The 21,895-nt window shown below is 62.1% G+C and carries 26 protein-coding genes, 1 tRNA gene and 1 pseudogene; 6 read left to right on the forward strand and 22 right to left on the reverse strand.

From position 1 onward, the window contains the following. The 9 genes and pseudogenes from B3M53_RS03125 to B3M53_RS03165 form a co-directional block, all read right to left on the reverse strand. The coding region (locus B3M53_RS03125) for a 50S ribosomal protein L20 (RefSeq protein WP_286799663.1) at positions 1–149 on the reverse strand (149 nt) is incomplete at its 3' end. A 170-nt stretch (positions 150–319) separates the two neighbouring features. Then, positions 320–496, reverse strand: a pseudogene (gene rplT, locus B3M53_RS03130) (50S ribosomal protein L20); the annotation flags it as partial. 12 nt (positions 497–508) lie between these two features. After that, entirely contained in the window at positions 509–709 is a 201-nt protein-coding gene (gene rpmI, locus B3M53_RS03135) for a 50S ribosomal protein L35 (protein ID WP_286799630.1), read from the reverse strand. A 188-nt stretch (positions 710–897) separates the two neighbouring features. After that, positions 898–2,667: a hypothetical protein gene (locus B3M53_RS03140; RefSeq protein ID WP_273020414.1), complete on the reverse strand. Its 1,770-nt coding sequence runs from the start codon at positions 2,665–2,667 to the stop codon at positions 898–900. 126 nt (positions 2,668–2,793) lie between these two features. Beyond that, positions 2,794–3,255, reverse strand: coding sequence for a pre-peptidase C-terminal domain-containing protein (locus B3M53_RS03145; RefSeq protein ID WP_022700888.1), 462 nt, complete (start codon positions 3,253–3,255; stop codon positions 2,794–2,796). Between the two features lie 101 nt (positions 3,256–3,356). Beyond that, the gene (locus B3M53_RS03150) at positions 3,357–4,304 is read right to left on the reverse strand and encodes a peptidase (protein ID WP_199285740.1); all 948 of its coding nucleotides are present in this window, start codon (positions 4,302–4,304) and stop codon (positions 3,357–3,359) included. A gap of 223 nt (positions 4,305–4,527) precedes the next feature. Continuing rightward, positions 4,528–5,067 (reverse strand): translation initiation factor IF-3, encoded by a 540-nt coding sequence (infC, locus tag B3M53_RS03155; RefSeq protein WP_040705371.1) that lies wholly within the window; start codon positions 5,065–5,067, stop codon positions 4,528–4,530. A gap of 100 nt (positions 5,068–5,167) precedes the next feature. After that, entirely contained in the window at positions 5,168–6,154 is a 987-nt protein-coding gene (locus B3M53_RS03160) for a glycosyltransferase family 9 protein (protein WP_022700885.1), read from the reverse strand. Positions 6,155–6,158: 4 nt separating this feature from the next. Next, positions 6,159–7,277 (reverse strand): glycosyltransferase family 4 protein, encoded by a 1,119-nt coding sequence (locus tag B3M53_RS03165; protein WP_273020416.1) that lies wholly within the window; start codon positions 7,275–7,277, stop codon positions 6,159–6,161. A gap of 107 nt (positions 7,278–7,384) precedes the next feature. Here B3M53_RS03165 and B3M53_RS03170 point away from each other — a divergent pair, with 107 nt between their 5' ends. Beyond that, positions 7,385–8,128 (forward strand): alpha/beta hydrolase, encoded by a 744-nt coding sequence (locus B3M53_RS03170; protein WP_273020418.1) that lies wholly within the window; start codon positions 7,385–7,387, stop codon positions 8,126–8,128. Here B3M53_RS03170 and B3M53_RS03175 read toward each other — a convergent pair. Next, on the reverse strand, positions 8,125–8,973 hold the full coding sequence (locus tag B3M53_RS03175; protein WP_273020419.1) for an SDR family oxidoreductase: 849 nt from the start codon (positions 8,971–8,973) through the stop codon (positions 8,125–8,127). The genes B3M53_RS03170 and B3M53_RS03175 overlap by 4 nt on opposite strands. A gap of 62 nt (positions 8,974–9,035) precedes the next feature. Here B3M53_RS03175 and B3M53_RS03180 point away from each other — a divergent pair, with 62 nt between their 5' ends. Both B3M53_RS03180 and B3M53_RS03185 read left to right on the forward strand, forming a co-directional pair. Beyond that, the gene (locus B3M53_RS03180; protein WP_273020420.1) at positions 9,036–9,668 is read left to right on the forward strand and encodes a tetratricopeptide repeat protein; all 633 of its coding nucleotides are present in this window, start codon (positions 9,036–9,038) and stop codon (positions 9,666–9,668) included. Positions 9,669–9,980: 312 nt separating this feature from the next. After that, positions 9,981–10,499 carry a CC0125/CC1285 family lipoprotein gene (locus B3M53_RS03185; RefSeq protein WP_022700879.1) on the forward strand — a complete coding sequence of 173 codons (519 nt, stop codon included), beginning with the start codon at positions 9,981–9,983 and terminating at the stop codon, positions 10,497–10,499. A 78-nt stretch (positions 10,500–10,577) separates the two neighbouring features. Here the strand turns inward: B3M53_RS03185 and B3M53_RS03190 are convergent, their stop codons facing one another. From B3M53_RS03190 to B3M53_RS03200, 3 genes are all read right to left on the reverse strand, one after another. Next, positions 10,578–10,862 (reverse strand): TMEM165/GDT1 family protein, encoded by a 285-nt coding sequence (locus B3M53_RS03190; RefSeq protein WP_273020423.1) that lies wholly within the window; start codon positions 10,860–10,862, stop codon positions 10,578–10,580. Between the two features lie 159 nt (positions 10,863–11,021). Then, positions 11,022–11,795: an SDR family NAD(P)-dependent oxidoreductase gene (locus tag B3M53_RS03195; protein ID WP_273020425.1), complete on the reverse strand. Its 774-nt coding sequence runs from the start codon at positions 11,793–11,795 to the stop codon at positions 11,022–11,024. Between the two features lie 144 nt (positions 11,796–11,939). Beyond that, complete coding sequence (locus tag B3M53_RS03200) at positions 11,940–12,440, reverse strand: Hsp20/alpha crystallin family protein (protein WP_273020427.1); 501 nt, start codon at positions 12,438–12,440, stop codon at positions 11,940–11,942. 178 nt (positions 12,441–12,618) lie between these two features. Between B3M53_RS03200 and B3M53_RS03205 the strand changes: the two genes are divergently transcribed. Continuing rightward, positions 12,619–13,479 (forward strand): isoaspartyl peptidase/L-asparaginase family protein, encoded by an 861-nt coding sequence (locus tag B3M53_RS03205; protein WP_022700875.1) that lies wholly within the window; start codon positions 12,619–12,621, stop codon positions 13,477–13,479. 76 nt (positions 13,480–13,555) lie between these two features. Here B3M53_RS03205 and ptsN read toward each other — a convergent pair whose 3' ends face one another. From ptsN to B3M53_RS03245, 8 genes are all read right to left on the reverse strand, one after another. Beyond that, entirely contained in the window at positions 13,556–14,020 is a 465-nt protein-coding gene (ptsN, locus tag B3M53_RS03210) for a PTS IIA-like nitrogen regulatory protein PtsN (RefSeq protein WP_022700874.1), read from the reverse strand. A 43-nt stretch (positions 14,021–14,063) separates the two neighbouring features. Continuing rightward, positions 14,064–14,702, reverse strand: a complete 639-nt coding sequence (gene hpf / locus B3M53_RS03215) for a ribosome hibernation-promoting factor, HPF/YfiA family (protein ID WP_273020429.1) — start codon at positions 14,700–14,702, stop codon at positions 14,064–14,066. 207 nt (positions 14,703–14,909) lie between these two features. Then, positions 14,910–16,421, reverse strand: coding sequence for an RNA polymerase factor sigma-54 (gene rpoN / locus B3M53_RS03220; protein WP_022700872.1), 1,512 nt, complete (start codon positions 16,419–16,421; stop codon positions 14,910–14,912). A 12-nt stretch (positions 16,422–16,433) separates the two neighbouring features. Continuing rightward, on the reverse strand, positions 16,434–17,192 hold the full coding sequence (lptB, locus tag B3M53_RS03225) for an LPS export ABC transporter ATP-binding protein (protein ID WP_040705366.1): 759 nt from the start codon (positions 17,190–17,192) through the stop codon (positions 16,434–16,436). Positions 17,193–17,256: 64 nt separating this feature from the next. After that, positions 17,257–17,838 carry an LptA/OstA family protein gene (locus B3M53_RS03230; RefSeq protein WP_022700870.1) on the reverse strand — a complete coding sequence of 194 codons (582 nt, stop codon included), beginning with the start codon at positions 17,836–17,838 and terminating at the stop codon, positions 17,257–17,259. Continuing rightward, positions 17,835–18,518: an LPS export ABC transporter periplasmic protein LptC gene (gene lptC, locus B3M53_RS03235; RefSeq protein WP_286799633.1), complete on the reverse strand. Its 684-nt coding sequence runs from the start codon at positions 18,516–18,518 to the stop codon at positions 17,835–17,837. Before lptC ends, B3M53_RS03230 begins: the two co-directional genes overlap by 4 nt. Before the next feature lie 104 nt (positions 18,519–18,622). Further along, positions 18,623–19,237 carry a ribonuclease D gene (locus tag B3M53_RS03240; RefSeq protein ID WP_022700868.1) on the reverse strand — a complete coding sequence of 205 codons (615 nt, stop codon included), beginning with the start codon at positions 19,235–19,237 and terminating at the stop codon, positions 18,623–18,625. Positions 19,238–19,433: 196 nt separating this feature from the next. Next, positions 19,434–19,853: an organic hydroperoxide resistance protein gene (locus B3M53_RS03245; RefSeq protein ID WP_273020435.1), complete on the reverse strand. Its 420-nt coding sequence runs from the start codon at positions 19,851–19,853 to the stop codon at positions 19,434–19,436. A 112-nt stretch (positions 19,854–19,965) separates the two neighbouring features. On the opposite strand from B3M53_RS03245, the gene B3M53_RS03250 reads away from it, so the two are divergent. Beyond that, the gene (locus B3M53_RS03250; protein WP_273020437.1) at positions 19,966–20,436 is read left to right on the forward strand and encodes a MarR family winged helix-turn-helix transcriptional regulator; all 471 of its coding nucleotides are present in this window, start codon (positions 19,966–19,968) and stop codon (positions 20,434–20,436) included. Positions 20,437–20,588: 152 nt separating this feature from the next. Here the strand turns inward: B3M53_RS03250 and B3M53_RS03255 are convergent. Further along, positions 20,589–20,675, reverse strand: a tRNA-Leu gene (locus B3M53_RS03255). 229 nt (positions 20,676–20,904) lie between these two features. Between B3M53_RS03255 and B3M53_RS03260 the strand changes: the two genes are divergently transcribed. Continuing rightward, entirely contained in the window at positions 20,905–21,894 is a 990-nt protein-coding gene (locus B3M53_RS03260) for a complex I NDUFA9 subunit family protein (RefSeq protein ID WP_273020439.1), read from the forward strand. Position 21,895 lies beyond the last annotated feature (1 nt).

The raw sequence follows: 21,895 nt of genomic DNA on the forward strand, positions 1-21,895 counted from the left end.
CGGTCGCGATAGGCGTACTGACCAGCCTTCTCCACCGCCTGATTGGCGACGCGGAAGGTGTTTTTGCGACGGCCATAATAGCCTTTCGCCTGATCAAGAACTTTCTTTTTCCGGGCGTGACGGGCCGGGCCGGAGGACACTCGAGCCATTCGGGCTGTCTCCTAAATCTTTTTAAAAGGTGGGCTTAGCCGTTCCGCCTTAGCGGTTGTACGGCATGTATGAGCGCTTGACGACTTTAGCGTCCGGAGCCGCCAGCGCGGAGGTGCCGCGCTTTTGACGGATCTGTTTCGGGGTCCGCTTGATCATGCCGTGGCGNNAGGGCGCGGAAGTTGCGCTTGCGGTTCTTACGGTCGCGGGTTGCATATTGGTTCGCTTTATCAACGGCTTGCGTTGCCACCCGGAAGGTGTTCTTGCGGCGGCCGTAATAGCCTTTCGCAGCCTTGATAACTTTCTTGTGACGGGCGTGGGTGACGGTACCACCTTTAACTCGGCTCATCTCACGTTCTCCTTAGCGTGCGTAGGGCATCATCGGCTTGATGATTTGCTCATCAGCCTTGGACAGCGTGGTCGTGCCGCGAGCGTCACGAATGAATTTGGTGCTGCGCTTGATCATGCCGTGGCGCTTGCCCGCCGGGCCGGCCATCACTTTACCAGAGGCCGTGACCTTGAAGCGTTTCTTGGCGCTTGATTTGGTCTTCAGTTTCGACATTTCGCTCTCCATTCCTGCGGGGAAATCCGGCCGTTCAGGGCCAGTCTTTCCAGCGTTCTCAGCCGCCCGGCATGTCGATGAAGCCGGGGAGGCTGGTGAGTAAGAGCGGGGGTTATACGCGCCCCCGCCCAAAATGCAAGGCGCCCCGGTCCGCCCGGGGCGCCTTTTATACCGTGCTGATACGCCTGTTAGTCGCTGGGCGCGTCGAACTCGGAGATCATCAATCGCGCCGAGGACGGCTCGCCGCTGAACACGCCCACATAAATATCGTAGACGCCGCTCAGCGCGCGGTCGAACTGGAGCGCCGGGTTCAGGCCCGGACCGCCATCATCGTTACAGGCCCAGCTGCCATCAGGCAGATTGACGGCCAGGGTGGTGTCGCGCTCACCTTCCACATAAATCGACAGCGGACCGTCCTGACCGTTCCACATCAATTCAGCCGTCGGCGCCGCAGTATAGTTGCCGCTGCACCAATCGGTATCCGAGGAAATGCCCGACGAACTGGCTTCAAGCGGGCCGCCCGCCTGCACCGAGATCCGGTACGGGTCCGGAACGAAACCGGCATCCAGCTCATGATCGCCGTACATCGCCGGCAAGCTCAGATCCACACGCGAATTGATCGGGTCCGCGCCGCCGCCAATCTCGGAGACATAAAGCGTCGCCGGGGACGTCTCGCTTTCGCTGTAGAACCGACCCACATAGATGTCATAGACGCCGCTTTGCGGATCATTGATCTCTAGGACCGGGTTCAGGCCCGCGCCGCTATCATCATCACACATCCAGGCGCCGTCCGGTCCGTTGACCACCAGCGTCGTATCGTCATCAGAGACAGCGGAGATGAAAAGCGGCGCCTCACCAGCCGTGAAGTCGAGCTCAAAAGTCGGCGCGCGAGTGACATCACCAGCGCAATACCCCATCGAGACAACGCTGTCCTGCACCGCCATATTCGCCTCGATCGGGCCGCCGGCCTGCACCTGGACCGCCAACGGGTCGGGCATGAAGCCGGCGCGCAGCGACCGTGAACCGAACAGGGCCGGCTCGGTCAGGTCCAGACGCCGGTCGACGCCCTGAAAGCCAATCTCGGAAATCGACAGAACGCCATCCGCGGTCACGCCCCGGTCGCCCAGAAGACCTGTCCAGATCAGATACTCGCCGCGTTCGGGGGTTTCGATATGCACGCCGGGATTGAGGCCGATCGCATCGTCATTGCACAGCATTTCGCCAGACGGCGTCTGCACCGCCAGAACGCCGTCGCGCTCGCTTTCCATGGCGATATAGAGCGGCAGTGAACCCGCGCGATAGGTCAGCGCCAGGTCGGGTGCTTCACCTGAATAACCGTAGCACATATCGCCCAGCACCTCGAGCCGCGCCTCACCGCCCGCAATGACATCAATCAGGCGCGGATCATCACGGAAGCCTGCGCGCAGGCGCAAAGCCTGATCAGCGGGCAAGCTCGCGTTCGGCGTCACGCTGAACGGATTTGAGGTGTCAAAACCGACCGTAGAGGCGTGAATCTGGGCCGGCGGCGTGCCGACGCCCGCTGAATACGTCCCCAGCCAGAGCTCGTATACGCCGCGCTCGGCTTTCGCAAACACCAGGCCGGGGTTCAAATCACCCGCGCCGTCATCATCACAATGCAGATCGCCGTTCGGCGTGCGAACCACCAGCATGGTGTCTTCGTCCGCGCCTGCAGACAGATACAGGTCTTCGCCCCCTGCATACTCCACAGTCAGCGTCGGCCCTTCGGTGATATAGCCGTAGCAGCCCTGGCTCAGCAGATCCGCGCTCCAGGCGCCGCCCGCTCGGACAGCGGCCTCCACCGACCCCTCTCGCAGACTCACCCCGCCATAGGCCGGGTCGCCAGAGAAAGACTGCGCGGAGGCGGTCGCGCCCAGGCTCACAGTCATCGCGAGGCCCAGAACGGCCGCGGATGCGGCGTATTTCAATGATGCAGTCATGTCGTCCCCCTTTGAAATCTCAAGATCAGTCAGTGTGTGACTGAAAAACAGGCCAGATCATGTCGATCCGGCGCCGGGCTCGGAATACCTTGTGATCCGTCGGAACAAGGCGAGCCCGCATTAGGCTTACTGGCTGTAGATCTCGGAGATGTGCAGATCCGCAGGGCGTATGCCGCCATTGCTATAGGTGCCGACCCAGATGTCGTATTGACCCGTTTGCGGCGCATTGAAACGGATCGACGGATTGGAGCCGTTCCCGCCATCATCATTGCACGCCCATCCGCCGTTTGGCGTATTGATCACCAATGTGGTGTCGGCTTCCGAAGCGACCGAGATGATCAAAGGCAGGGAGTCGCCGGCGCGATAATTGAGCCGCAGGTCAGGCGCATTGGCGATATAGCCGGTACATCCGATATTGGACGCCGAAATCGAACCGCCTGCATCCAGGCTGACGACATAGGGATCCGGTGAAAATCCGCTCGAGAGGCTGACAGTGCCGTAGGTCGGGCTCAACGAAACATTTTGAGCCTGGGCGGAGACGGCGATCAGGCCGACAGCTGCAACGGCGGTAATCAGACTATAGCGCATCTCAAGACCCTTTCGGTTCCCTGCTATCCTCCTGCCGGCCCTGACGGCTCCCCCATCAAAGCGGTGTGCGCTGACGCGCCTGGGGCGCGTCAGCGAACCGGTTACTTCCGGGACGGGCGGTAGCCCATTTCAATCTCGGAAATCATCAGCGTGGTCTGACGGTCACCGCGTGAATAGGTGCCCACATAGATGTCATAAACACCCCGTGTGGAGCTGTTGAACTCGATCCCGGCATCCGTGCCGATCTCATCGTCAGAGCAGTACCACTGACCATCCGGGCCATTGATGGCGAGCGTCGTGTCGGCATCTCCGTCCGTATAGATGTAGAGAGAGCCATAGCCGTTGTAATCAAGCTCGACGCTGGGTTCGCGCGTGACATAACCGCGGCAGGACCCGCTGCCATATTCCAACGCGTCACTAACTGACACCGAACCACCCGCCGTCAGGCGCAGCTGATACGGGTCAGGCAAGAATCCGCCATTGAGCGTGATGTCGGCGAAACGGGACGCCAGAGAGATATCCAGAGTGTCGCCGTAATTATAGCCGCCCGCGCCGCTGCCTGCGCTGTCACGCGTGTACTCGCCGAGTTCAGAAACGAACAAGGTCGCAGGAACGCCAGAACCGCTCAGATAGGTACCCACCCAGATATCATACCGGCCGGAAGACGGGTTCGAGAACCGCACCAGCGGATTGAGTGGGCTTTCCGCGCCGTCATCATCGCAATACCAGCGACCATCCGGGCCATTAATGACCAGCGTTGTGTCAGCGTCTGAATCCGCCGAGAAAATCAGCGGGAAAGAGCCGGCGCTGTAATTGACCGAAAAGTCCGGCGCATTGGCGATATAACCGCGGCAATCCGAGAACCGGTCCTGCGCGCGGATCGATCCGCCCGCCGTCAGATTGCGCACGTAAGGGTCCGGCGTGAACCCAGCGCTCAAGGTGGCCCGACCAAAGGAGGGCGGCTCAGTAAAGTCCTGAGCCAGAGCCGTAGGTCCGGCGAAAAGCGCCGCCGCAAAAACACTGGCCGTCAGCGTTACAGATTTCATCATGATGTCGTCCCCCGTATTCCCCCGCAGCAGGCTGCGGATCATCCGTTCACCTTAAGCAGGCTTGGTTAAAAGGGCCAGATCGAACCTTGATCGACCACCCCATTTTTCAAAAAGTCTCGAGGTCTATTGTGGTGATGGAATCTGAACGGCGCATGAAAAAACCCTACCGCTCAGAGCGATAGGGTTTTTTAGAAGCCGGAATGCGGCGAAACGTCCGAAAACGCTAGCGCGGGGCCATCACCATAATCATCTGGCGGCCTTCGAGCTTGGGTTCGAACTCGACCTTGGCGACTTCGTTGAAGTCCGCCTTGACGCGATTCATCACATCCATGCCGCGTTCCTGGTGCGCCATTTCGCGCCCGCGGAACCGCAAAGTCACTTTGACCTTGTCGCCATCCTCGAAGAACCGGGTCATGGCTTTGGTTTTGACCTGGTAATCGTGGATGTCGATGTTCGGACGCATTTTGATTTCCTTGACGTCCTGGGTCTTCTGTTTCTTTCGAGCTTCGGCCTTTTTCTTTTGCTCTTGGTATTTGAGCTTGCCGTAATCGACGATCTTGCAGACCGGCGGGTTGGCGTTCGGCGAAACTTCTACAAGGTCAAGACCAACCTCTGACGCGGCTTCAAGCGCTGCGTCAATTGGCATTTCACCTTGTTTTTCCCCAGATTCATCAATTAACAGAACCCGCGGTACGCGGATTTCTCTGTTGATGCGCGGCCCTTCTTTCTTAGGCGGGGGCGCGGCATGCGGACGTCGTGCTATGCGTCTTCTCCATGGCGACTGCGAGTGGAACGCGCAAAGTAACTGACTTTGTGCGTGAGCGGTAGCGAATACCGCGAACAACAGGCGAAAATCAAGGTCGTCACGCCGCGTTTGAGGCGTCAGCGAAGCCTCCAGCACAGCGCATGGCCTGCACAGCCTCCTTTGCATTGATCTGCGCCAGGGTCGGCGCATGCATCAGCAAGGTGGGCGACAAGCCCCGCGGCGCGCTCTCAAGCGGTGCGTTATCACCGGGATGGAAGAGCACGGCGGGTGATCCGGCCGCGGCCATCAAATGCAGCAATCCAGCCGCCTCCCCAAAGGCGCAGCTGGCCTTCCGGCCAAGCCCGGCCAGCTGAATAAGGTTCGCCCGTCCGGTCAGATCCCGAGCGCCGGGCGTGACATGAGCCACATACCGGCCCACTTCGCGCGTGTTCGGCCCGCCAACGATGACCGGCTCCACACCCGTCTCAAGAAGTTCGTGCGCCAAGGACGCCCAGCGCTCTTTCGGCCAGCGTTGCGCGGGCAGCACGTCTTCTCCGGCAGGCGCGAACAGGGCGTAGCGGCCCAGAAGTCCGAAATACGCCGGCTCCAGCGTTCGCGAGCGTTTGGCGACGAAATCAATCCAGCTCAAATCGGGCGGCGGCGCCTCGCCCAGAAGATAGGTCGTCGGCCCCAGACCGGCCTCCCCCAGGCGGGCGGCCATCTGTTCCAGCGGATGGCCCGGACGATCAGAGCGCGGCGCAGCGTTGACCCAGCGCGTTTTGGAAAACCGGACGGCGCGGCCGATCTTTTTCGCGCCTTCGCTGCCGCACAAATCATAGATCACGTCAAAGCCCGAATTACGGGCCGCCTTGAGCCGGTCAAAGAAGTTGCGCTTGGCGGTGTCGTCGAGATTGGTCTCCACCGCATTGAAATAGGGGCAATGCTTGAGCAGGCCCTCATATTCCTCGCCGCACAGCAGCGTGATCCGCGCCTTGCGGTGATGATCGCGGATCATCTTGGCGGGCGCCAGCATGCGCACCACGTCAGTGAGCGCGCCTTCATGGATCACCAGGATCTGTTCTTTGTCAGCTTCGTCTTCGGACATGGGCTTAGTCTAGAAGCTCCCGATAGACCCGCAAGGTGGCTTGTTGCAGTTGCACCTTGGAAAAATGCGTTCTGACGCGCTTGCGCGCAGCCAGCGCCAGAGTGTTGGCGCCTTCAGCGTTCAGTGACAAGGCGGCTTTGACCGCTTTAGCCCACGCCTCCGCATCGCCCGGCGCCGCGCGCCAGCCGGTTTCGCCGTCGCGAACGACTTCGCGCGCGCCGCCATGATCGGCGACGATCACCCGCGCGCCCATGGCCTGGGCTTCGGCGGCGGTGCGCCCGAACGCTTCAGGCTCGAGCGAGGGGCAAACCACCAGGTCCGCCGCCATATAGGCCGCCGCAATGTCTGTCGTATGGCCCGGCAGGGCCAGATCAATGCCCGCCGCATCCGCCGCGGCTTTGATTTCCGCCTGGTATTCAGGCTTGTCGCCGCCTTCGCCCAGACACACCAGCAAAGGGCCGGGATCGAGCTTGAGCCGCGCCAGCGCCTCGATCATCAACAGCTGACCCTTCCACCGGGTCAAACGGCCGGGCAGCACGATAGCGAGCTTTTCAGGTCCTGCGCCCCAGGCCGCGCGATGGGCCTTGATGCGCTCCGGATTGACCAGCGCGGGATCAAACTGGTCAAGATCCACGCCGCGCGGGATGACCCGCAGCCGGTTCGGGTCGATCTCATGCTCTTCGCGCACATGCCGGGCGGTGAACTCTGAGTTGGCGATCACCCGGTCGCCCTGCGCCATGATCGAGTTATACCAGCGCTTGAGACGGGATTTGGCTTTGTAAAAGCCGTGATAGGTGGTCACGAACGGGATTTGCGTGCGCCGCGCCGCCCATTTCGCGCTCCAGGCCGGCGCGCGGGAGCGGGCGTGAACAATGTCGATCTTGTCAGCACGGATCAGCTGCGCCAGCTTGTCCGCATTGGTCCAGACCTTGAGCGGGTTCTTGGTGGCCATCTCCAGCGTCACATGGCGCGCGCCCAGCGCTTCAAGGTCCGCCACAAGTCGCCCCCCGCTACTGGCGACGACCGCCTGACCGCCATCGGCCAGAATAGCTTCGGCCATTTCAATGACCGTGCGCTCCGCGCCGCCCGCATGCATCTGGGGGATAACCTGCAAGATATTCAAACGCGTTCGCCTTATACGAGCGGACAGGTTGACGGCCCGCGATATGATCAGATAACCGCGACCGGCCCGGTCCGTAAACCATGAGCGCCGCACTGGAGGCCGATGAGATGACTCAGCCCAAACACCTCGACCGCCCAGGCCAGCCCCGCCTCGCTTATTTCGACCGTCCCGGACAGGGGCCCGGCGTGATGTTTCTGGGCGGGTTCAAGTCTGACATGACCGGAACCAAGGCCACAGCGCTGCAGGACTGGGCGAATGAGAACGACCGCGCCTATCTGCGCTTTGACTACAGCGCGCACGGCGCGTCCGAGGGCGCCTGGCAGGACGCGACGATCACCCACTGGCGCCAGGATGCGCTGGACATGCTCGACCAGTGCACGGACGGGCCGCAAATCCTGGTGGGATCATCCATGGGCGGCTGGATGGCGCTGCTGGCGGCGATGGCGCGGCCAGACCGGGTGAAAGCGCTGGTGCTGATCGCGCCCGCCGCGGACTTCACCGAGAGCCTGATCTGGGAGCAATTGCCCTTCCATATCCGCGAGCAGATCGAGACCGAAGGCCAATGGTTGCGACCCAACGCCTATGGCGAGCCCTATGCGATCACCAAAACCCTGATTGAGGATGGACGGACCTGGAGTCTCCTGAACGCGCCCATTCCCTTTGACGGTCCGGTGCGCATCCTGCACGGCTGGCAGGACAAGGACGTGCCGTGGAGCCATGGCCTGCGCGTGCTCGAACAGCTCACCTCAAAAGATGTGCGCTATGAGCTCTCCAAGGCCGGCGATCATGGATTGAGCACACCGGAAGATCTCAAGGCGTTGGTGGACGCAATCGAAAGCGTCAGCGGCTAGCGCTGATCCCAGATCGCCTGAAGCCCCTCCCGCCAGCTCGGATAACTCGGCCGCCAGCCCAGCGCCGCCTTGGCGCGGGCGTTCGAAACGCGGCGACATTCCGCATAAAAGCTCGCCTGCATGGGACTGGCCTTGTCAGGATCAAAGGGTTGGATGCGCGGGCCGGGCACGCCGGCAATCTGCGCCGCGCCGGTCATGACATTGGGCTGGGTGTCCGGCCAGTCATCGGCGAGATTGAACGCGCCTTTCGCTTCGGGTTTCTCAAGACTCAACGCGATCGCCTGGGCGATATCGTCCGCGTGGATGCGACTGAACACATGGCCGGGCACGTCAAAAACAACCTTGTCCGCCTCCAGCCGGTCAAAGGCCGAACGCCCCGGACCATAGATGCCCGCCAAGCGGAACAACCGCGCGCCATGCTCCAACCACTGTGCTTCGGCCTGAGCGCGCCGGATCGAGCGGTCCTGACCGGGGCTGACGGGTTCATACTCAAACGCCCAGCCCCCCTGCCGGTCGCCATAAACACCGGTGGTGGAGAGATATCCCAGCCATTTCCCGCTCAGGGTTTCAGCTGGCAAGGCCGGTAGAAACGGATCGCCCGCTTCGCCTGGCGGAGCGCAGGCGAGCACGGCGTCGCAGGCGCCGACCGCGGCGCACAAAGCGTCGTGATCGTCTGGCTTGGCCGGATCGGCGCGGACAGGCTGATACCCTTGCGCCCGGATCTGTTCGGCCTGCTCGGCGGATCGCGTGGTGGCGGATATCCGCCAGCCTTCAGCGCTCAGTCGCCGGGCGACCGCCTTGGCGGTGAAGCCGAACCCCAAAAGACAGATGCTGCGTGCGCCCATGGACGTCTCCTTGATCTGGCCGATAGGCTTAGCGCTCAACCCAGCCCGAGGGAAACCCGCCCATGGCGCCAGTGCTCATCGTGTCCGTGCTTCTTGCAACCGCATGGACCCTGCCGCCCAGTGATCAGGAACGGCTTGAAACGTGCCTGAGCGCCATTCAGGACGATGCTGAAGACGCCTATGAAGACGCGCTGACCTGGCGTTATCAAGGCGGCGGCTGGCCCGCAGAGCACTGTGTCTCTCTCGCTCTGATCGCTTTGGGACAGGAAGCGCCCGGCGCGCTTCGGCTACGCGAAGCGGCGCTGGACGCGGAGATGGCGAGCGATCCGAGCCGCGCCATCATGCTCGGCCAATCGGGCGACGCCTTTCTGGCCGCTGAAGAATACGATCAGGCCTTGATCAGCTTTACCGCCGCGCTGGACTTCGCCCCGCACGATGCAGGGCTGCTGGCCGGGCTCGCGCGGACCCATCTGGCGCTTGAAGATTTCAACGCCGCCGAAGACGCCGCAAGCCTCGCCTTGTCTCAGGACGATGCCCGACCCCTTATCTGGCGCTTGCGCGCCGAAGCGCGATTGGGCTTGCAGGCTTATGATGAGGCGCTGAGCGACATTGAAGCCGCACGCGCCCTGTCGCCGGAGGATATCGACATCCTGGTGCTCCGAGGCCGCATAATTGACGCGCGACGCACCGGTTAAGGCTTTTCAAAAACAACTTTTAGATGCAGTCTTTCTCCTGAAACCGTACAGGAGGTTGTTATGCGGCGTTCTCTCAACATCTTGGCGCTCGCCAAGTCGACATCCCAAAAGGCGCACAAGGCAGGACGGGGTCGGACCCTGTCGGACAAACGCCGTCGCCTGCTGAACACGGATAATGTCGTCGTGCTGCGTGGCAAGCACATAGCATTCTAGCCGTTCAGTCCCGCGCCAAGGTTAAATTTGTCTTCACATCTTCACTTGGCGCCCGCTTCTCCCCATATTTTGAGGAGAGGTCATGAGAGGACTGAGATCATGCTGCGATCCATCACCATCATCACTCTGGCCGCCGTCCTGGCGGGCTGCGCTGGCGGTCCCACGCCCTATGCCCCGGCAGGCGACAGCCGGTACGGGCTGACCGAGCAACAGGTTGAATCCGACCGTTTCCGAATAAGCTTCAGCGGCAACTCGCTGACAGACCGCGATACGGTGGAGACCTATCTGCTCTATCGCGCCGCTGAGCTGACGCTGTCTCAAGGCTATGACTATTTCCGCCTCGCCCAGCGCGACACCGAAACCGAGACCCGTCTGGTCGGTTCCAGCACATATGATCGGTTCGGCCTGCAGTATCGCTATTACCACCCCGCCTATGGCTGGTATGGCCGTTACGATCCATTCTGGAATGATGTGAACATCCGCGAAGTCACGCGCTATGAAGCGATGGCGGAAATCGTTCTGGGACGCGGCGCCACGCCGGATACGCCCGATGCCTTCACCGCCCGCGAAGTGGTGCAGAATCTCGGGCCGCGTGTTCAGCGCCCAGTCGAAGGCTAAGCACACGCTGCGACCACAGTCATGAATGCAACAGGAAACGCGCCTGCTCTTATGAGCGGGCGCGTTGTCTTTTTAGGGTCAGGCGCCGCCCAGCGTTCGGAAATGATCAAACACCGCAAGCGCGCCCAGCACGATAAACACCACGCCGGAGATGAGTTTCAACGGCAGACGCGCCAGATGCTCGCCCGCATACTGGCCGACAAAAACAGCGATCGCCGTCGAACAGACCAGCGCCAGCGACGACGCGGCGAAAACTTTCCAGGCCCGGCCGGGATCGCCGGCTGCAAATGCGGCGGAAGCGATTTGCGTCTTGTCGCCCAACTCAGCCAGAAACACCGCCAGAAAGATCGCTGCAAAGCCCATCCTGCTCTCCCTATCGAAATAATCGAGCGTGTCAGACAGGATTTGCGGAGCGTCAGCAAGGCGGGAAGGCTGAAAAAGGCAGGCAGAGCCTGGATCAAATCATAACAAAACCCCGCAGCTTCCGCTGCGGGGTTTGTCACTCCAGCGCTAAAACCGCCCTTATTTCGGGGGCATGCGCGCGCCGGCGTCCAGACGGACGCATTCGGCGTTGATGTAGTCATTGGACACCATGAAGGCGACCAGATCGGCGTATTCCGCCGGGGTGCCGAAACGCTGCGGGAATTGCAGGTTCGCAGCCAGGTTAGTTTTCACTTCCGGCGGCATCTGCTCGTAGATCGGGGTTTCAAAGAAGCCCGGCAGGATGGTGTTCACCCGCACGCCTTCCCGCGCCAGATCACGCGCCATCGGCAGGGTCATGCCATAAATTCCGCCCTTGGAGGCGGCGTAGGCGACCTGACCGATCTGGCCGTCCTGAGCGGCGACGGACGCGGTGTTCACGATCACGCCGCGGCCTGACGCATCGGGCTCAAGCTCGAGCATGCCGGCGGCGGAGATCGCTGCGCAGTTGAAGCTGCCCACCAGGTTTACATTGATCACCAGCTGGAACTTGTCGAGCTGGTGCATCACGATATCGCCCTTGGAGGACCGGCGCGCCGTCTTTTCCGCCCAGCCGATGCCGGCGCAGTTCACCAGAACCCGTTCCTGGCCATGTGCGTCGCGCGCCTTTTCAAAACCGGCCTTCACGCTTTCAGGATCGGCCACATTCACCTTGGCGAACACGCCGCCCAGTTCCTTGGCGACCGCTTCGCCACGCTCTTCATTGAGGTCAAACAAGGTGACCTTGGCGCCTTCGGCGGCCAGACGACGAGCGGTGCCTTCGCCCAGACCCGATGCGCCACCGGTGACGACTGCTGCGATGCCTTTGAAGTCCATGAAATTCTCCCCTTTGGGCTTTATCAATCGAAGGCGTGACGCCGGAGCCCTCCGGCGCGTTCGAAAACTTCATACCGCGGGCGCGAACAAAAGAAAATGCGCCGCCCCGGATCGGACGACGCAGAGGTCAAACTCTGAAGGGTATTATTTTACCGGGACTTTGCGACCCGCCACCACATCTGCGCGCTTGGGCAGGGTGACCGTCAGCACGCCGTTCTTGAACACCGCATCGACAGCCTCCACATCGGCGTCCCGGGGCAGGGTCAAAATGCGCTTGAAGGCGCCATAACGCCGCTCGGCGTACTGGTGATGCTTGCGGACGGATTTGTGCTCGTCTTCCTTGGATCCTGAAATGGTGAGCAACTGATTGTCCGCCTCGACCACAACATCGTCTTTCTTCAGGCCGGGCAACTCAGCCGTGACCACATAAGCGTCATCCGTCTCGCTCATATCCACAGGCGGGTTCATCGGCCCCCATCCGTTCGCGAGCGGCCAGGCTGGCGTCGACATCCAGGGCAGCGGCGCGCCTCGCCAGAAGTTCTCGGCCACATCCATCATGTCGGTTCGCAGACGTTCAAACGCTTCCATAGATCCCTGCGCAGGCAGCATGGAACGTTCAGTCGGCGTCGTGTCCGTGTCAGTCATCTCACTCTCCCTGTAATGATCAGCTCTATGGTCCAGTCAGCGTAGCGACTGGAATACCCATACTACCAGAAAGGGAATTGCATGCGTATGCGACCGCGCGACGCGTCCGCCAGCCCCGCTAGGCGCTTGCGTTCAAGGGTGATAAGTCAGCCCTGCAATTCAAACCGATGAGGGCGTGATGACGACACCGGTTCTGGTTCTCCATGGCGGCGCGGGCGTGCTGGCTCAGCGCAGTTATGATCGCGAGATCGATCATCTCACCGCCCTCGCCGAACGCACCCGAGACGCGTTGCTGGCGGGTCAGTCCGCATTGGACGCCGTGGTGGAGGCTGTGGCCGATCTTGAGGCCTCAGGGCTTTATGTGGCGGGCAAGGGCAGCGCGCCCAACGCAGCGGGCCGGTATGAGCTGGACGCAGCGGTGATGGACGGCGCCAACCGCAATGCGGGCGCGGTGTCCGCCCTCACCGGCTTTCTGTCTCCCATCCGCGCGGCTCGCGCGGTGATGGAGACCACGCCCCATGTGCTGCTGGCCGGCAAGGGGGCGGAAGCCTTTGCGGAAAAGGCCGGGCTGGCTCAGGTTGACGATCCTGACGCCTATTACAAATCCGCCGCCGACCCGGACCCTCGCCCCATTCCCACTGGTACGGTGGGCGCCGTGGCGCTTGATCTCGGCGGCCGGCTCGCCGCCGCGACCTCGACCGGCGGCACGCTGAACAAGGTCTGGGGACGAGTGGGCGATACGCCCATCATCGGCTCGGGCACCTGGGCGGATCAGCGCGTGGCGGTGTCTTGTACGGGGCAGGGCGAGTATTTCATGCGCGCCAACGCCGCCGCCGACGTCTCCGCCCGCGTCAAATATGCGGGCAGGCCGCTGGCGGAAGCCGTCAAAGGCGCGCTCGAAGACGTGGCGCAGCTCGGCGGGGAAGGCGGATTGATCGCAGTCGACGCCTCAGGCGCGGTGACCGCCCAGTTCAACTCCCCCGGCATGAAGCGCGCCATCGTGCATTCTGATGGCCGCATCGACGTGAAGATGAGCTGATCCGCCTCGCCAACCACTGCAAAAAAGCCCCGACCGATCGGTCGGGGCTTTTTTTACTGTCCTTAAAGCGAACCGGTCAGGCCGCGTCGCTTTCCACGCCATTATTGAGCAAGGCTGTGATCGCATCCGCATCCGGTGCAGCGCGCACCGCACGGCGTAAATCCTCACGCCGGAAAAAGCGTGACACCTGAGCCAGGGCTTTCAGGTGGTCTGCGCCGGCGTCTTCCGGCGCCAACAGCAAAAACACCAGATCCGCTGGCTGACCGTCAATGGCGTCAAAATCTACAGGATGTTTAAGTCGTGCAAACACGCCGCAAACCCGGTCCACCAGATCGGTGCGGGCATGGGGAATGGCCACGCCATCCCCCACCCCGGTCGATCCGAGTTTCTCGCGTTCGATGACCGCGTCCAGAACAGGCCGCGACGCCACGCCCAAAGCGCGCTCCGCCAGCTCAGCCAAGCCGACAAGGGCCTGTTTGCGACTGGTTGCGGCCAGTTCAGCGGACACGCCGCCTGGCGAAAGAAGTGTGCTCAGAGCCATGAAACGCTCAACTGCTGATTGCTCCAGCGGCTGTGAGCTTGGATCACTCCGCAGCCGCGCTGGCCGCGTCTTTAGCCCCTCGGGACGGATCAATCCACCCCACATGACCATCAGGGCGCCGGTAGACGAAGTTCATGGCGCCGTTCGCGGCGTTGCGGAACATCACAAATGGCGCGTCAGCAAGGTCCATTTCCAGCACCGCCATGGAGACCGTGAGGGTCTTAAGCTCCGCCACCTGTTCGGCGATGATCACCGGCTCATCGCCGCCAACCGCGCCGCCATCATCCTCTTCAAGCTCATCCTCAGGCACTTCCACAGCCCGGCGATCCGAGCGCAGGACCAGAACAGGCGTGGATTCCGCTGCTGGCAGATCCGCCTTGGGACCCGATTGGTGGTCTTTCAGGCGGCGTTTGTAACGCCGCAATCGTTTTTCCAGATGCCCGGCGGCGTCTTCCGCAGCGCTATAGGCCTCCTCGGCCGATCCCGACGCCTGAAGAAAAGCCCCGGACGGAAGATGGAGCGAAATGTCCACCTTGAAGCCGTATCCTTCCTTGCTCGCGACGACAAAGGCTTCAGCCGGTCGATTGAAATATTTCGAGCCGGCGTCCGTGATGCGGGTCTCCATGCGCTCACGCAGAGCCGGGGACACATCGATACCTTTGGAGACGAACTGGATAAACATGAGAGCTCCCTTCAACTGGGGGTCCAAAAGCGCGCCTTCGGCGCGTTGGACCCCTGAAGGGCCACTCCCGCGCCGGGCGCGGCCGGCCTAACGAAAGACCGGACATTCACGGTATCTGCTGGCGAGCCGGGCCGTCAATCAGAACCGGTGCGACACGGTGAACGGCGCGTGAGGCAAACGCATCATGCAGCGCAACATGTTCCGCGGTCAGCCCATGCCCTTGAGCTTGCGCCGGCGCTTGACCGAAGAGGGAATGTTCATGGCTTCGCGGTATTTGGCGACTGTGCGGCGCGCAATGTCCACGCCGTCCGCCAGCAGACGCTCGACGATCTTGTCGTCGCTCATCACATCATCGATCGTTTCAGATTCAATCATCGCCTTGATGCGGAACCGCACCGCCTCGGCGGAATAGGCCTCGCCGCCATCTGCAGACGCGATCGCAGACGTGAAGAAGTATTTCAGCTCGAACAGGCCCCGCGGGGTGGCCATGTATTTGTTGGACGTCACCCGGCTGACGGTGGATTCATGCATGCCCACCGCATCCGCGACCGTTTTCAGGTTCAGCGGGCGCAGCCAGGCCACGCCCTTGGCGAAGAAAGCGTCTTGCTGGCGCACGATCTCGCTGGCGACCTTGAGGATCGTCCGGGCGCGCTGATCCAGGCTTTTCACGAGCCAGGACGCATTCTGTGTGCACTGGCTGATGAAGACTTTCTCGTCCTCTGACCGCGCTGACGCGCTGATCTGGGCGGCGTAGCGATTATTCATCAGAACGCGCGGCAGGGTGTCGGTGTTCAGCTCCACCGCCCAACCGCCGTCCGGGCGCTCACGCACCATCACGTCTGCCTCGACCGCCCGAGCCCCATCCGCGCCAAACCCCAGGCCCGGCTTGGGGGTCAGGCGCTTGAGCTCGGCGATCATGTCTTCAAGATCTTCTGAATCCACGCCGCACAGAGCTTTCAGACCCGCATAATCATGCTTGGCCAGAAGCGGCAGATGATCCACCAGCGCCGCCATGGCCGGATCCAGACGGTCGCGCTCTTGCAGCTGCATGGCGAGACATTCCTGCAGGGTGCGCGCCATGACGCCGGTCGGCTCGAATTTCTGCAAGGCGAAGAGCACCGCTTCGACTTCCGAGCGGGTGACGCCCAAACGATCAGAGGTTTCGCCCAGGTCCGCGCGCAGATAGCCGTCCTCGTCCGCAAGATCGATCAAATGCGCTGCGATCAGCCGGTCAGAGGGCTGCAACGCCAGATCCGCGAGCTGGTCATGCAAATGCTCATGCAGGGTTTTTTCACGACTGGCGTGATCGGCGGCGTCAAATTCGGATGCATTGAAGGATCCGCCAGGTCCGGCCCGGGACCAGTCCACCGACCCGGCCGCGCTCTCGGCGCCCGCCATGTCGGATTTGGAATCAGAATACATCGCCTCGGTATCGGCGTCGAAGGATTCGTCGGCCTTGCCCGGCGTATCAAAGCTGAGTTCGTCGCCCTCTTTGGACTTGGCCGCAACAGAGGGATCAGACGGGGCGGATTCATCGAGCGCCGGCGCGTCCGAGCGCTCGTCGCGCTCCAGCAAGGGATTGCGCTCAAGCTCGGTCTCCACAAACTCGGCCAGCTCGATATTGTTCAATTGCAACAGCTTGATGGCCTGCTGCAATTGAGGGGTCATCACCAGACCCTGGCCCTGCCGAGCCTCAAGCTTATGTCCCAGTCCCGCCATTCAGATCCCTAGTTAAAACCTTTCGCCCAGATAATAGCGGCGCACGTCCTGATCATTGCGCACCGCATCGGGAGCGCCTTCAAACAGGACTTCGCCATCGTGGATGATGGTCGCCCGATCCGTGATCTCGAGCGTTTCGCGCACATTGTGATCGGTGATCAGAATGCCGATGCCGCGCTGTTTGAGATAATCGACCAGATCGCGAATATCAGCGATGGCCAGCGGGTCGATCCCCGCAAAGGGTTCGTCCAGCAGCATGAAGCTCGGCTGCGCAGCGAGCGCGCGCGCAATCTCCACACGGCGGCGCTCACCGCCGGACAGGGCCATGGCCGGGCTGTGACGCAAATGGTCGATATGCAGCTCTTCAAGCAATTCGTTGATCAGGGTCTCGCGACGTTGACGGTCCGGCTCGACGATTTCAGCGACCGCCGCAATGTTCTCGCCCACCGTGAGACCCCGAAAGATCGAGGCTTCCTGCGGCAGATAGCCGATGCCCAGCCGTGCGCGCTGGTACATGGGCAGGCCGGTGATGTCCTCGCCGTCAAGCATGATGCGTCCGTGATCGGCCGAAACCAGGCCGGTGATCATGTAAAAGCAGGTCGTCTTGCCAGCCCCGTTCGGACCCAGAAGTCCCACCACTTCGCCGCGCTTGAGCGACAGGGAGACATTCTTGACCACGGCGCGCTTGCCATAGGATTTGCCCAGATTCTGCACCTGGACGCCTTCCCCGGCGAACGCCTGGTCTGGCGCGTCGATCCGCTCGTATTCCATGGTCGTCATGCTTAACTCCGACGGCCTAAAAAACTGTGAAGTCTGGCGCACTCAGCGCGCAGGCTCAGCCTTCAGGCGCTTCATAGGGACGCGGGCCGTCGCCCGGAATGACGGGCGCGGGACACTCTTGCGGCGTTTGCGCGCTCGCTGCGTCATCATCCGTGAAGAAGACAGACCGCACACGGTCCGTGCTGTTCTCGCCGCCATCCAGGCGCGCTATTCCGGTCGCCAGCTCCGCGTAGAGATGCTCGCCGGTGGAGACATTGCAGCCCTGGGTCAGAACAACAGATCCGGTCAGTTCGATGACCTCGTTGACCAGATCATAGGTGCCGCGGTCCCCGCGCGCGATCTCGGCCTCGGTGACGTAAAACACCTCGCCCTCCGCCACGATGCGGCGCAGTTCGCGCCCGCCGGTGTCACGGCGCACATAATAGGCTTCCAGCCGGTCCGCCCGCAGGCGTACGCCGCCGCGCACCACGTTCACGTCGCCCGAATAGACCACCAGCCCCTGGGCGTCGAACAGCTCGCTGCGATCCGCACTGATATCGGCAGGGCCTTCGCCCGGCCCGATGGATTGCGCCAGGGCGGGAGCCGTCACAAGCAGCGGCGCCGCAAGCAGCGCAGCGATCAGGATACGCAGGGTCATGGCTCGTTCTCCTCTGACCGGCCCGCGCCGGCGTCAACGTCTGTAGCGGTCGGAGTGGAGGATGCGTCAAACCGTGTGCGCACATCCCCTTCCAATATTATGTGATGGCCGTCGTCGCGCACCTCGAACCGGTCCGCCCGCACCGCACCCCACGGCGCCAGGCCATGCATGGGCGCAGGACCTGTCACCACGCCTTCGCGCAGAAACAGCGTCGCCGACTGGGTGTCAAAGACATATCCCGAACGCGTGGTCAGCCGCACATTGGTGTCGAGCTGCAAGGACAGGTTCGCATCGTCAAACACGCCATGCTCAGCGAGAACGCGCGACGCGTCCTCTCCGCCGTCGAGCAGCGCGTAATCCAGCGTCGGGCGCTCCAGATCCGTCAGCGCCTGCTCGGCGCCACGGCGACGTTCAGCCGTTTCAGCCGTGATGACATAAGGCACGCCGCCCTCATCTCGTCCGGTGAAACGCGGATTGATGATGCGCTCGGATTCGCCAGCGCCAGCGCTGATCGCCACGTCAGTGGCCGGGCTATCAGTTCCGCCGGACAGCACCATCTGGATCAGCGCATTAAGCGCCACCAGTACCGCCGCCGCGATCAGCACCCCGCGCAAGCCCGCGACAAAGCGACTGCGCCGACGGGCGTCGGCCAGCGATTTCGCGCGGCGTTGGCCAATCATCTGGCCATCCGCATGTATCAGGGCCGCAGACATCAGCGGTCGGGCTCCGGTTGAATATTGACTGCACCCTTTGTGACGGTCATCGCCGCCGCGTGCAAGCAGGCTCAGGAGTGCGCGAAGATATCGGTTTCGTCCCAACCCATCAGGTCCAGACGCGCGCGCTGGGGCAGGAAGTCAAAACACGCCCGGGCGATCTCCATGCGGCCTTCGCGCTCCAACATGGCCGTCAGGCCATCGGCGATGGCGTGCAGATACAACACGTCGGACGCGGCGTAATTGAGCTGGGCTTCGCTCAGATCATAGGCGGCCCAGTCCGAGCTTTGCTGTTGTTTGGACAACTCCACGCCTGCGATTTCGCGGCAGACATCCTTCAACCCGTGACGGTCGGTATAGGTGCGCACCAGCTTGGACGCGATCTTGGTGCAATAGACCGGCGTCATGGTGACGCCCAGATCACGCTCGACGATCGCCAGGTCGAAGCGGGCGAAATGCAGCAGCTTTTCAACGCTTTGATCGGCCAACAACGCCTTGAGATTAGGGCAATCATAGGTGCTGCGGTCCGGTTGGACGATATGGGCGTCGCCATCGCCCGCCGAGAGCTGGACCAGGCACAGACCATCGCGCACCAGCGACAGACCCTGAGTTTCGGTGTCGATGGCGACCCGCTTGCCCAGATCGAGCCCGTCCGGCAAATCCCCGCGATGAAAATGGATGGTCATGTGGCGTCAGCTCCGCAGCTTCAATCTGTAAAGATGCACAGGGTATCGGACGTTCGCTTCGAAGCGTCAATCTGGGCGGGTAGCGCCGCAGAGACGGGGCATACGCTTCATCGCCAGTCAGCCGCCCTGATCACACATGACAACGCGCCCGAAGCCTGGGCCCCGGACGCGTCATTCATGCAAGAGCGAACGAAGATCAGCCGAGCTTCAGCGTGGTCTTCACATTGCCGCGCGTCGCGTTGGAATAGGGGCAGACCTGCTCGGTCTTCGCCATCAATTCATTGGCCTGTTCGGTCTCGAGCCCCGGCAGATAGCCGATCAGCGTCACTTCCAAACCGAACCCGCCCGCCTCATTCGGGCCGATGCCCACTTCAGCGTCCACCCTGGCGTCGTCTGGCAGTTTGAGTTTGGCCTGCTGGGCCACCAGACCCATGGCGCTCATGAAGCAGGCTGCATAGCCGGCGGCGAACAGCTGCTCGGGATTGGTGCCCGGCCCGTCATCACCGCCCAGGGCGGCCGGGGTGGAAAGCTGAACATCCAGACGGTCATCATCGGAGTAGGCGCGGCCATGACGGCCTTTATTCGCACTGGCGCGAGCGGTGTAGAGAACGGACATGGGATGCTTCCTTTATATCGTACACGATATTCACGAGTACGATATAATCAACCTCTTGCGAGCGTCAAGGCTCGGCGATATTATCGTGCGCGATTAATCAGGAAGACCCGGCATGACCGATCCGCGCTCGCAAACGCCCGACCTCGCCACGCTGGATGATCAGCTGTGCTTTGCGATCTATTCGGCGAACACGGCGATCAACCGCATGTACCGGCCCTATTTGAGCAAGCTGGGGCTGACCTATCCGCAATACATCGCGCTCTTGGCGCTGTGGGAGACCGATGATGTGACCGTGGGGGCGCTGGGCAAGCGGCTGTATCTTGACACCAACACCCTGACCCCGCTTCTGAAACGCCTTGAGGGCATGGGCCATCTCACCCGCACGCGCGACCCCAGCGATGAGCGCGTGGTGCGCATCCGCCTGACCGATCAGGGTCGCGCCCTGCAGGCCCAGGCCACAGACGCCCTCGCCTGCGTGCACGCCATGGCCAGCGAAGCGGATATGGATCTCAAACCCTGGATCGAAGCGCTCAATCATCTGCGCGAGCAGGCGCTGAAAAAAGCGCAGTGCGCGGGGGGCTGAACGCCCAACCCCAGAACGAAAAAAGCCGCTGCGGATGCAGCGGCGCATGTCATACTCAAACACCCCGAACCCGAAGGGTTCGCAAGGCCAAAGGCCGCCCGCAGCGAAGCGAGGATCTTGCCCCGAAGGGGTAATCTAAAGTGTCAGGAGGATGGTGCCCAGGAGAAGACTCGAACTTCCACTCCCTTGCGGGAACTGGCACCTGAAGCCAGCGCGTCTACCAATTCCGCCACCTGGGCAAGTGAAGGAGCGGGGGTGATACGGCGCAGACAGGGCGCTGTCAACGGGCATGGCGCCGATGATCTGCACATTGCGCACATGCTGCGCCTGTTGGCTTTCAGGGCGTTGCAATACGGCCTTGCGATTACAGCGCCGCATGGACAGCGGCGCCCGTTTTGGTCTATCGCCCTATGAACCTATCTTACATGTCGCACGCACTGGCGCGTGCGAGCCTTTCAGGGGCGGACCATGACACTTCGCAATGAAATGATCACCGTTTTCGGCGCTTCGGGCTTCATCGGCCGGTATGTGGTGCGCGAGCTGGCCAAGGCCGGCTACCGGGTGCGCGCCGCGACCCGCCGCCCGCATCTGGCCCATGAGCTCAAACCCATGGGCGTGGTCGGTCAGGTCCAGCTGATCCAGGCCAATCTGCGCAATGAAGACTCGGTGCGACGCGCCGTCGACGGCGCCCATGCCGTGGTCAATCTGGTGGGCATCCTGGCGCAGAGCGGCAAGCAGAACTTCCAGTCCCTGCAGGCTGATGGCGCAGGCCTTGTGGCCAAATGCGCCGCCGAGGCGGGCATCACCAATTTCGTGCAGATCTCCGCCATCGGCGCCGATGAAGACAGCGCGTCTGAATACGCCCGCACCAAGGCGCTGGGCGAAAAGGCCGTGCGCGACGCGATCGCATCCGCCGTGGTTCTGCGCCCCTCCATCGTGTTTGGGACCGAGGACGGCTTCTTCAACAAGTTCGGCTCCATGGCGCGGTTCGCCCCCGCCCTGCCGCTGATCGGCGGCGGCAAGACCCGGTTTGAACCCATTTTCGCCGGAGACGTGGCCCAGTGCGTTCTGAAAGCGGTGGAGAGCCCGTCCAAATATGCCGGTCGCACCTATGAACTGGGCGGGCCGGGCATTTACACCTTCAAGGAAATCCTTGAGTTCATCCTGACCACGATCCGCCGAAAGCGCTTCCTGGTGCCGGTGCCGTTCTTTGCGGCCTACCCGTTGGGCATGGTGGGCGAAATTTTGGGGGCGCTGCCCTTTGTCGAGCCCTTCCTGACCCGTGATCAGGTGACCTTGCTCAAGTCTGATAATGTGTCGGGCCTGACCGATGACAATCTGGGCAGCGTCAAGGATTTCGGCATTGATCTGGAATCTGTCGAAGCGATCACCCCGACCTATCTGGTGCGCTACCGCAAGGGCGGCCAGTTCTCTGAAGATCCGGAAATGATTGCATAAT

This window comes from Oceanicaulis sp. UBA2681, assembly GCF_002354675.1.
Lineage (GTDB): Bacteria > Pseudomonadota > Alphaproteobacteria > Caulobacterales > Maricaulaceae > Oceanicaulis > Oceanicaulis alexandrii.

Excerpts from the sequence above, each read along its gene's own strand:
- B3M53_RS03195 (WP_273020425.1), bottom strand. The coding sequence starts at position 11,795 with ATGGACTTCAAAGGCATCGCAGCAGTCGTCACCGGTGGCGCATCGGGT.
- B3M53_RS03260 (WP_273020439.1), top strand. The coding sequence starts at position 20,905 with ATGACACTTCGCAATGAAATGATCACCGTTTTCGGCGCTTCGGGCTTC.
- B3M53_RS03240 (WP_022700868.1), bottom strand. The coding sequence starts at position 19,237 with ATGACCATCCATTTTCATCGCGGGGATTTGCCGGACGGGCTCGATCTG.
- hpf (WP_273020429.1), bottom strand. The coding sequence starts at position 14,702 with ATGTTTATCCAGTTCGTCTCCAAAGGTATCGATGTGTCCCCGGCTCTG.
- B3M53_RS03180 (WP_273020420.1), top strand. The coding sequence starts at position 9,036 with ATGGCGCCAGTGCTCATCGTGTCCGTGCTTCTTGCAACCGCATGGACC.
- B3M53_RS03230 (WP_022700870.1), bottom strand. The coding sequence starts at position 17,838 with ATGACCCTGCGTATCCTGATCGCTGCGCTGCTTGCGGCGCCGCTGCTT.
- rpoN (WP_022700872.1), bottom strand. The coding sequence starts at position 16,421 with ATGGCGGGACTGGGACATAAGCTTGAGGCTCGGCAGGGCCAGGGTCTG.
- ptsN (WP_022700874.1), bottom strand. The coding sequence starts at position 14,020 with ATGGCTCTGAGCACACTTCTTTCGCCAGGCGGCGTGTCCGCTGAACTG.
- B3M53_RS03250 (WP_273020437.1), top strand. The coding sequence starts at position 19,966 with ATGACCGATCCGCGCTCGCAAACGCCCGACCTCGCCACGCTGGATGAT.
- rpmI (WP_286799630.1), bottom strand. The coding sequence starts at position 709 with ATGTCGAAACTGAAGACCAAATCAAGCGCCAAGAAACGCTTCAAGGTC.
- B3M53_RS03190 (WP_273020423.1), bottom strand. The coding sequence starts at position 10,862 with ATGGGCTTTGCAGCGATCTTTCTGGCGGTGTTTCTGGCTGAGTTGGGC.
- B3M53_RS03140 (WP_273020414.1), bottom strand. The coding sequence starts at position 2,667 with ATGACTGCATCATTGAAATACGCCGCATCCGCGGCCGTTCTGGGCCTC.
- B3M53_RS03145 (WP_022700888.1), bottom strand. The coding sequence starts at position 3,255 with ATGCGCTATAGTCTGATTACCGCCGTTGCAGCTGTCGGCCTGATCGCC.
- B3M53_RS03150 (WP_199285740.1), bottom strand. The coding sequence starts at position 4,304 with ATGATGAAATCTGTAACGCTGACGGCCAGTGTTTTTGCGGCGGCGCTT.
- B3M53_RS03170 (WP_273020418.1), top strand. The coding sequence starts at position 7,385 with ATGACTCAGCCCAAACACCTCGACCGCCCAGGCCAGCCCCGCCTCGCT.
- B3M53_RS03185 (WP_022700879.1), top strand. The coding sequence starts at position 9,981 with ATGCTGCGATCCATCACCATCATCACTCTGGCCGCCGTCCTGGCGGGC.
- B3M53_RS03175 (WP_273020419.1), bottom strand. The coding sequence starts at position 8,973 with ATGGGCGCACGCAGCATCTGTCTTTTGGGGTTCGGCTTCACCGCCAAG.
- B3M53_RS03160 (WP_022700885.1), bottom strand. The coding sequence starts at position 6,154 with ATGTCCGAAGACGAAGCTGACAAAGAACAGATCCTGGTGATCCATGAA.
- lptB (WP_040705366.1), bottom strand. The coding sequence starts at position 17,192 with ATGGAATACGAGCGGATCGACGCGCCAGACCAGGCGTTCGCCGGGGAA.
- B3M53_RS03205 (WP_022700875.1), top strand. The coding sequence starts at position 12,619 with ATGACGACACCGGTTCTGGTTCTCCATGGCGGCGCGGGCGTGCTGGCT.
- lptC (WP_286799633.1), bottom strand. The coding sequence starts at position 18,518 with ATGATTGGCCAACGCCGCGCGAAATCGCTGGCCGACGCCCGTCGGCGC.
- B3M53_RS03245 (WP_273020435.1), bottom strand. The coding sequence starts at position 19,853 with ATGTCCGTTCTCTACACCGCTCGCGCCAGTGCGAATAAAGGCCGTCAT.
- B3M53_RS03200 (WP_273020427.1), bottom strand. The coding sequence starts at position 12,440 with ATGACTGACACGGACACGACGCCGACTGAACGTTCCATGCTGCCTGCG.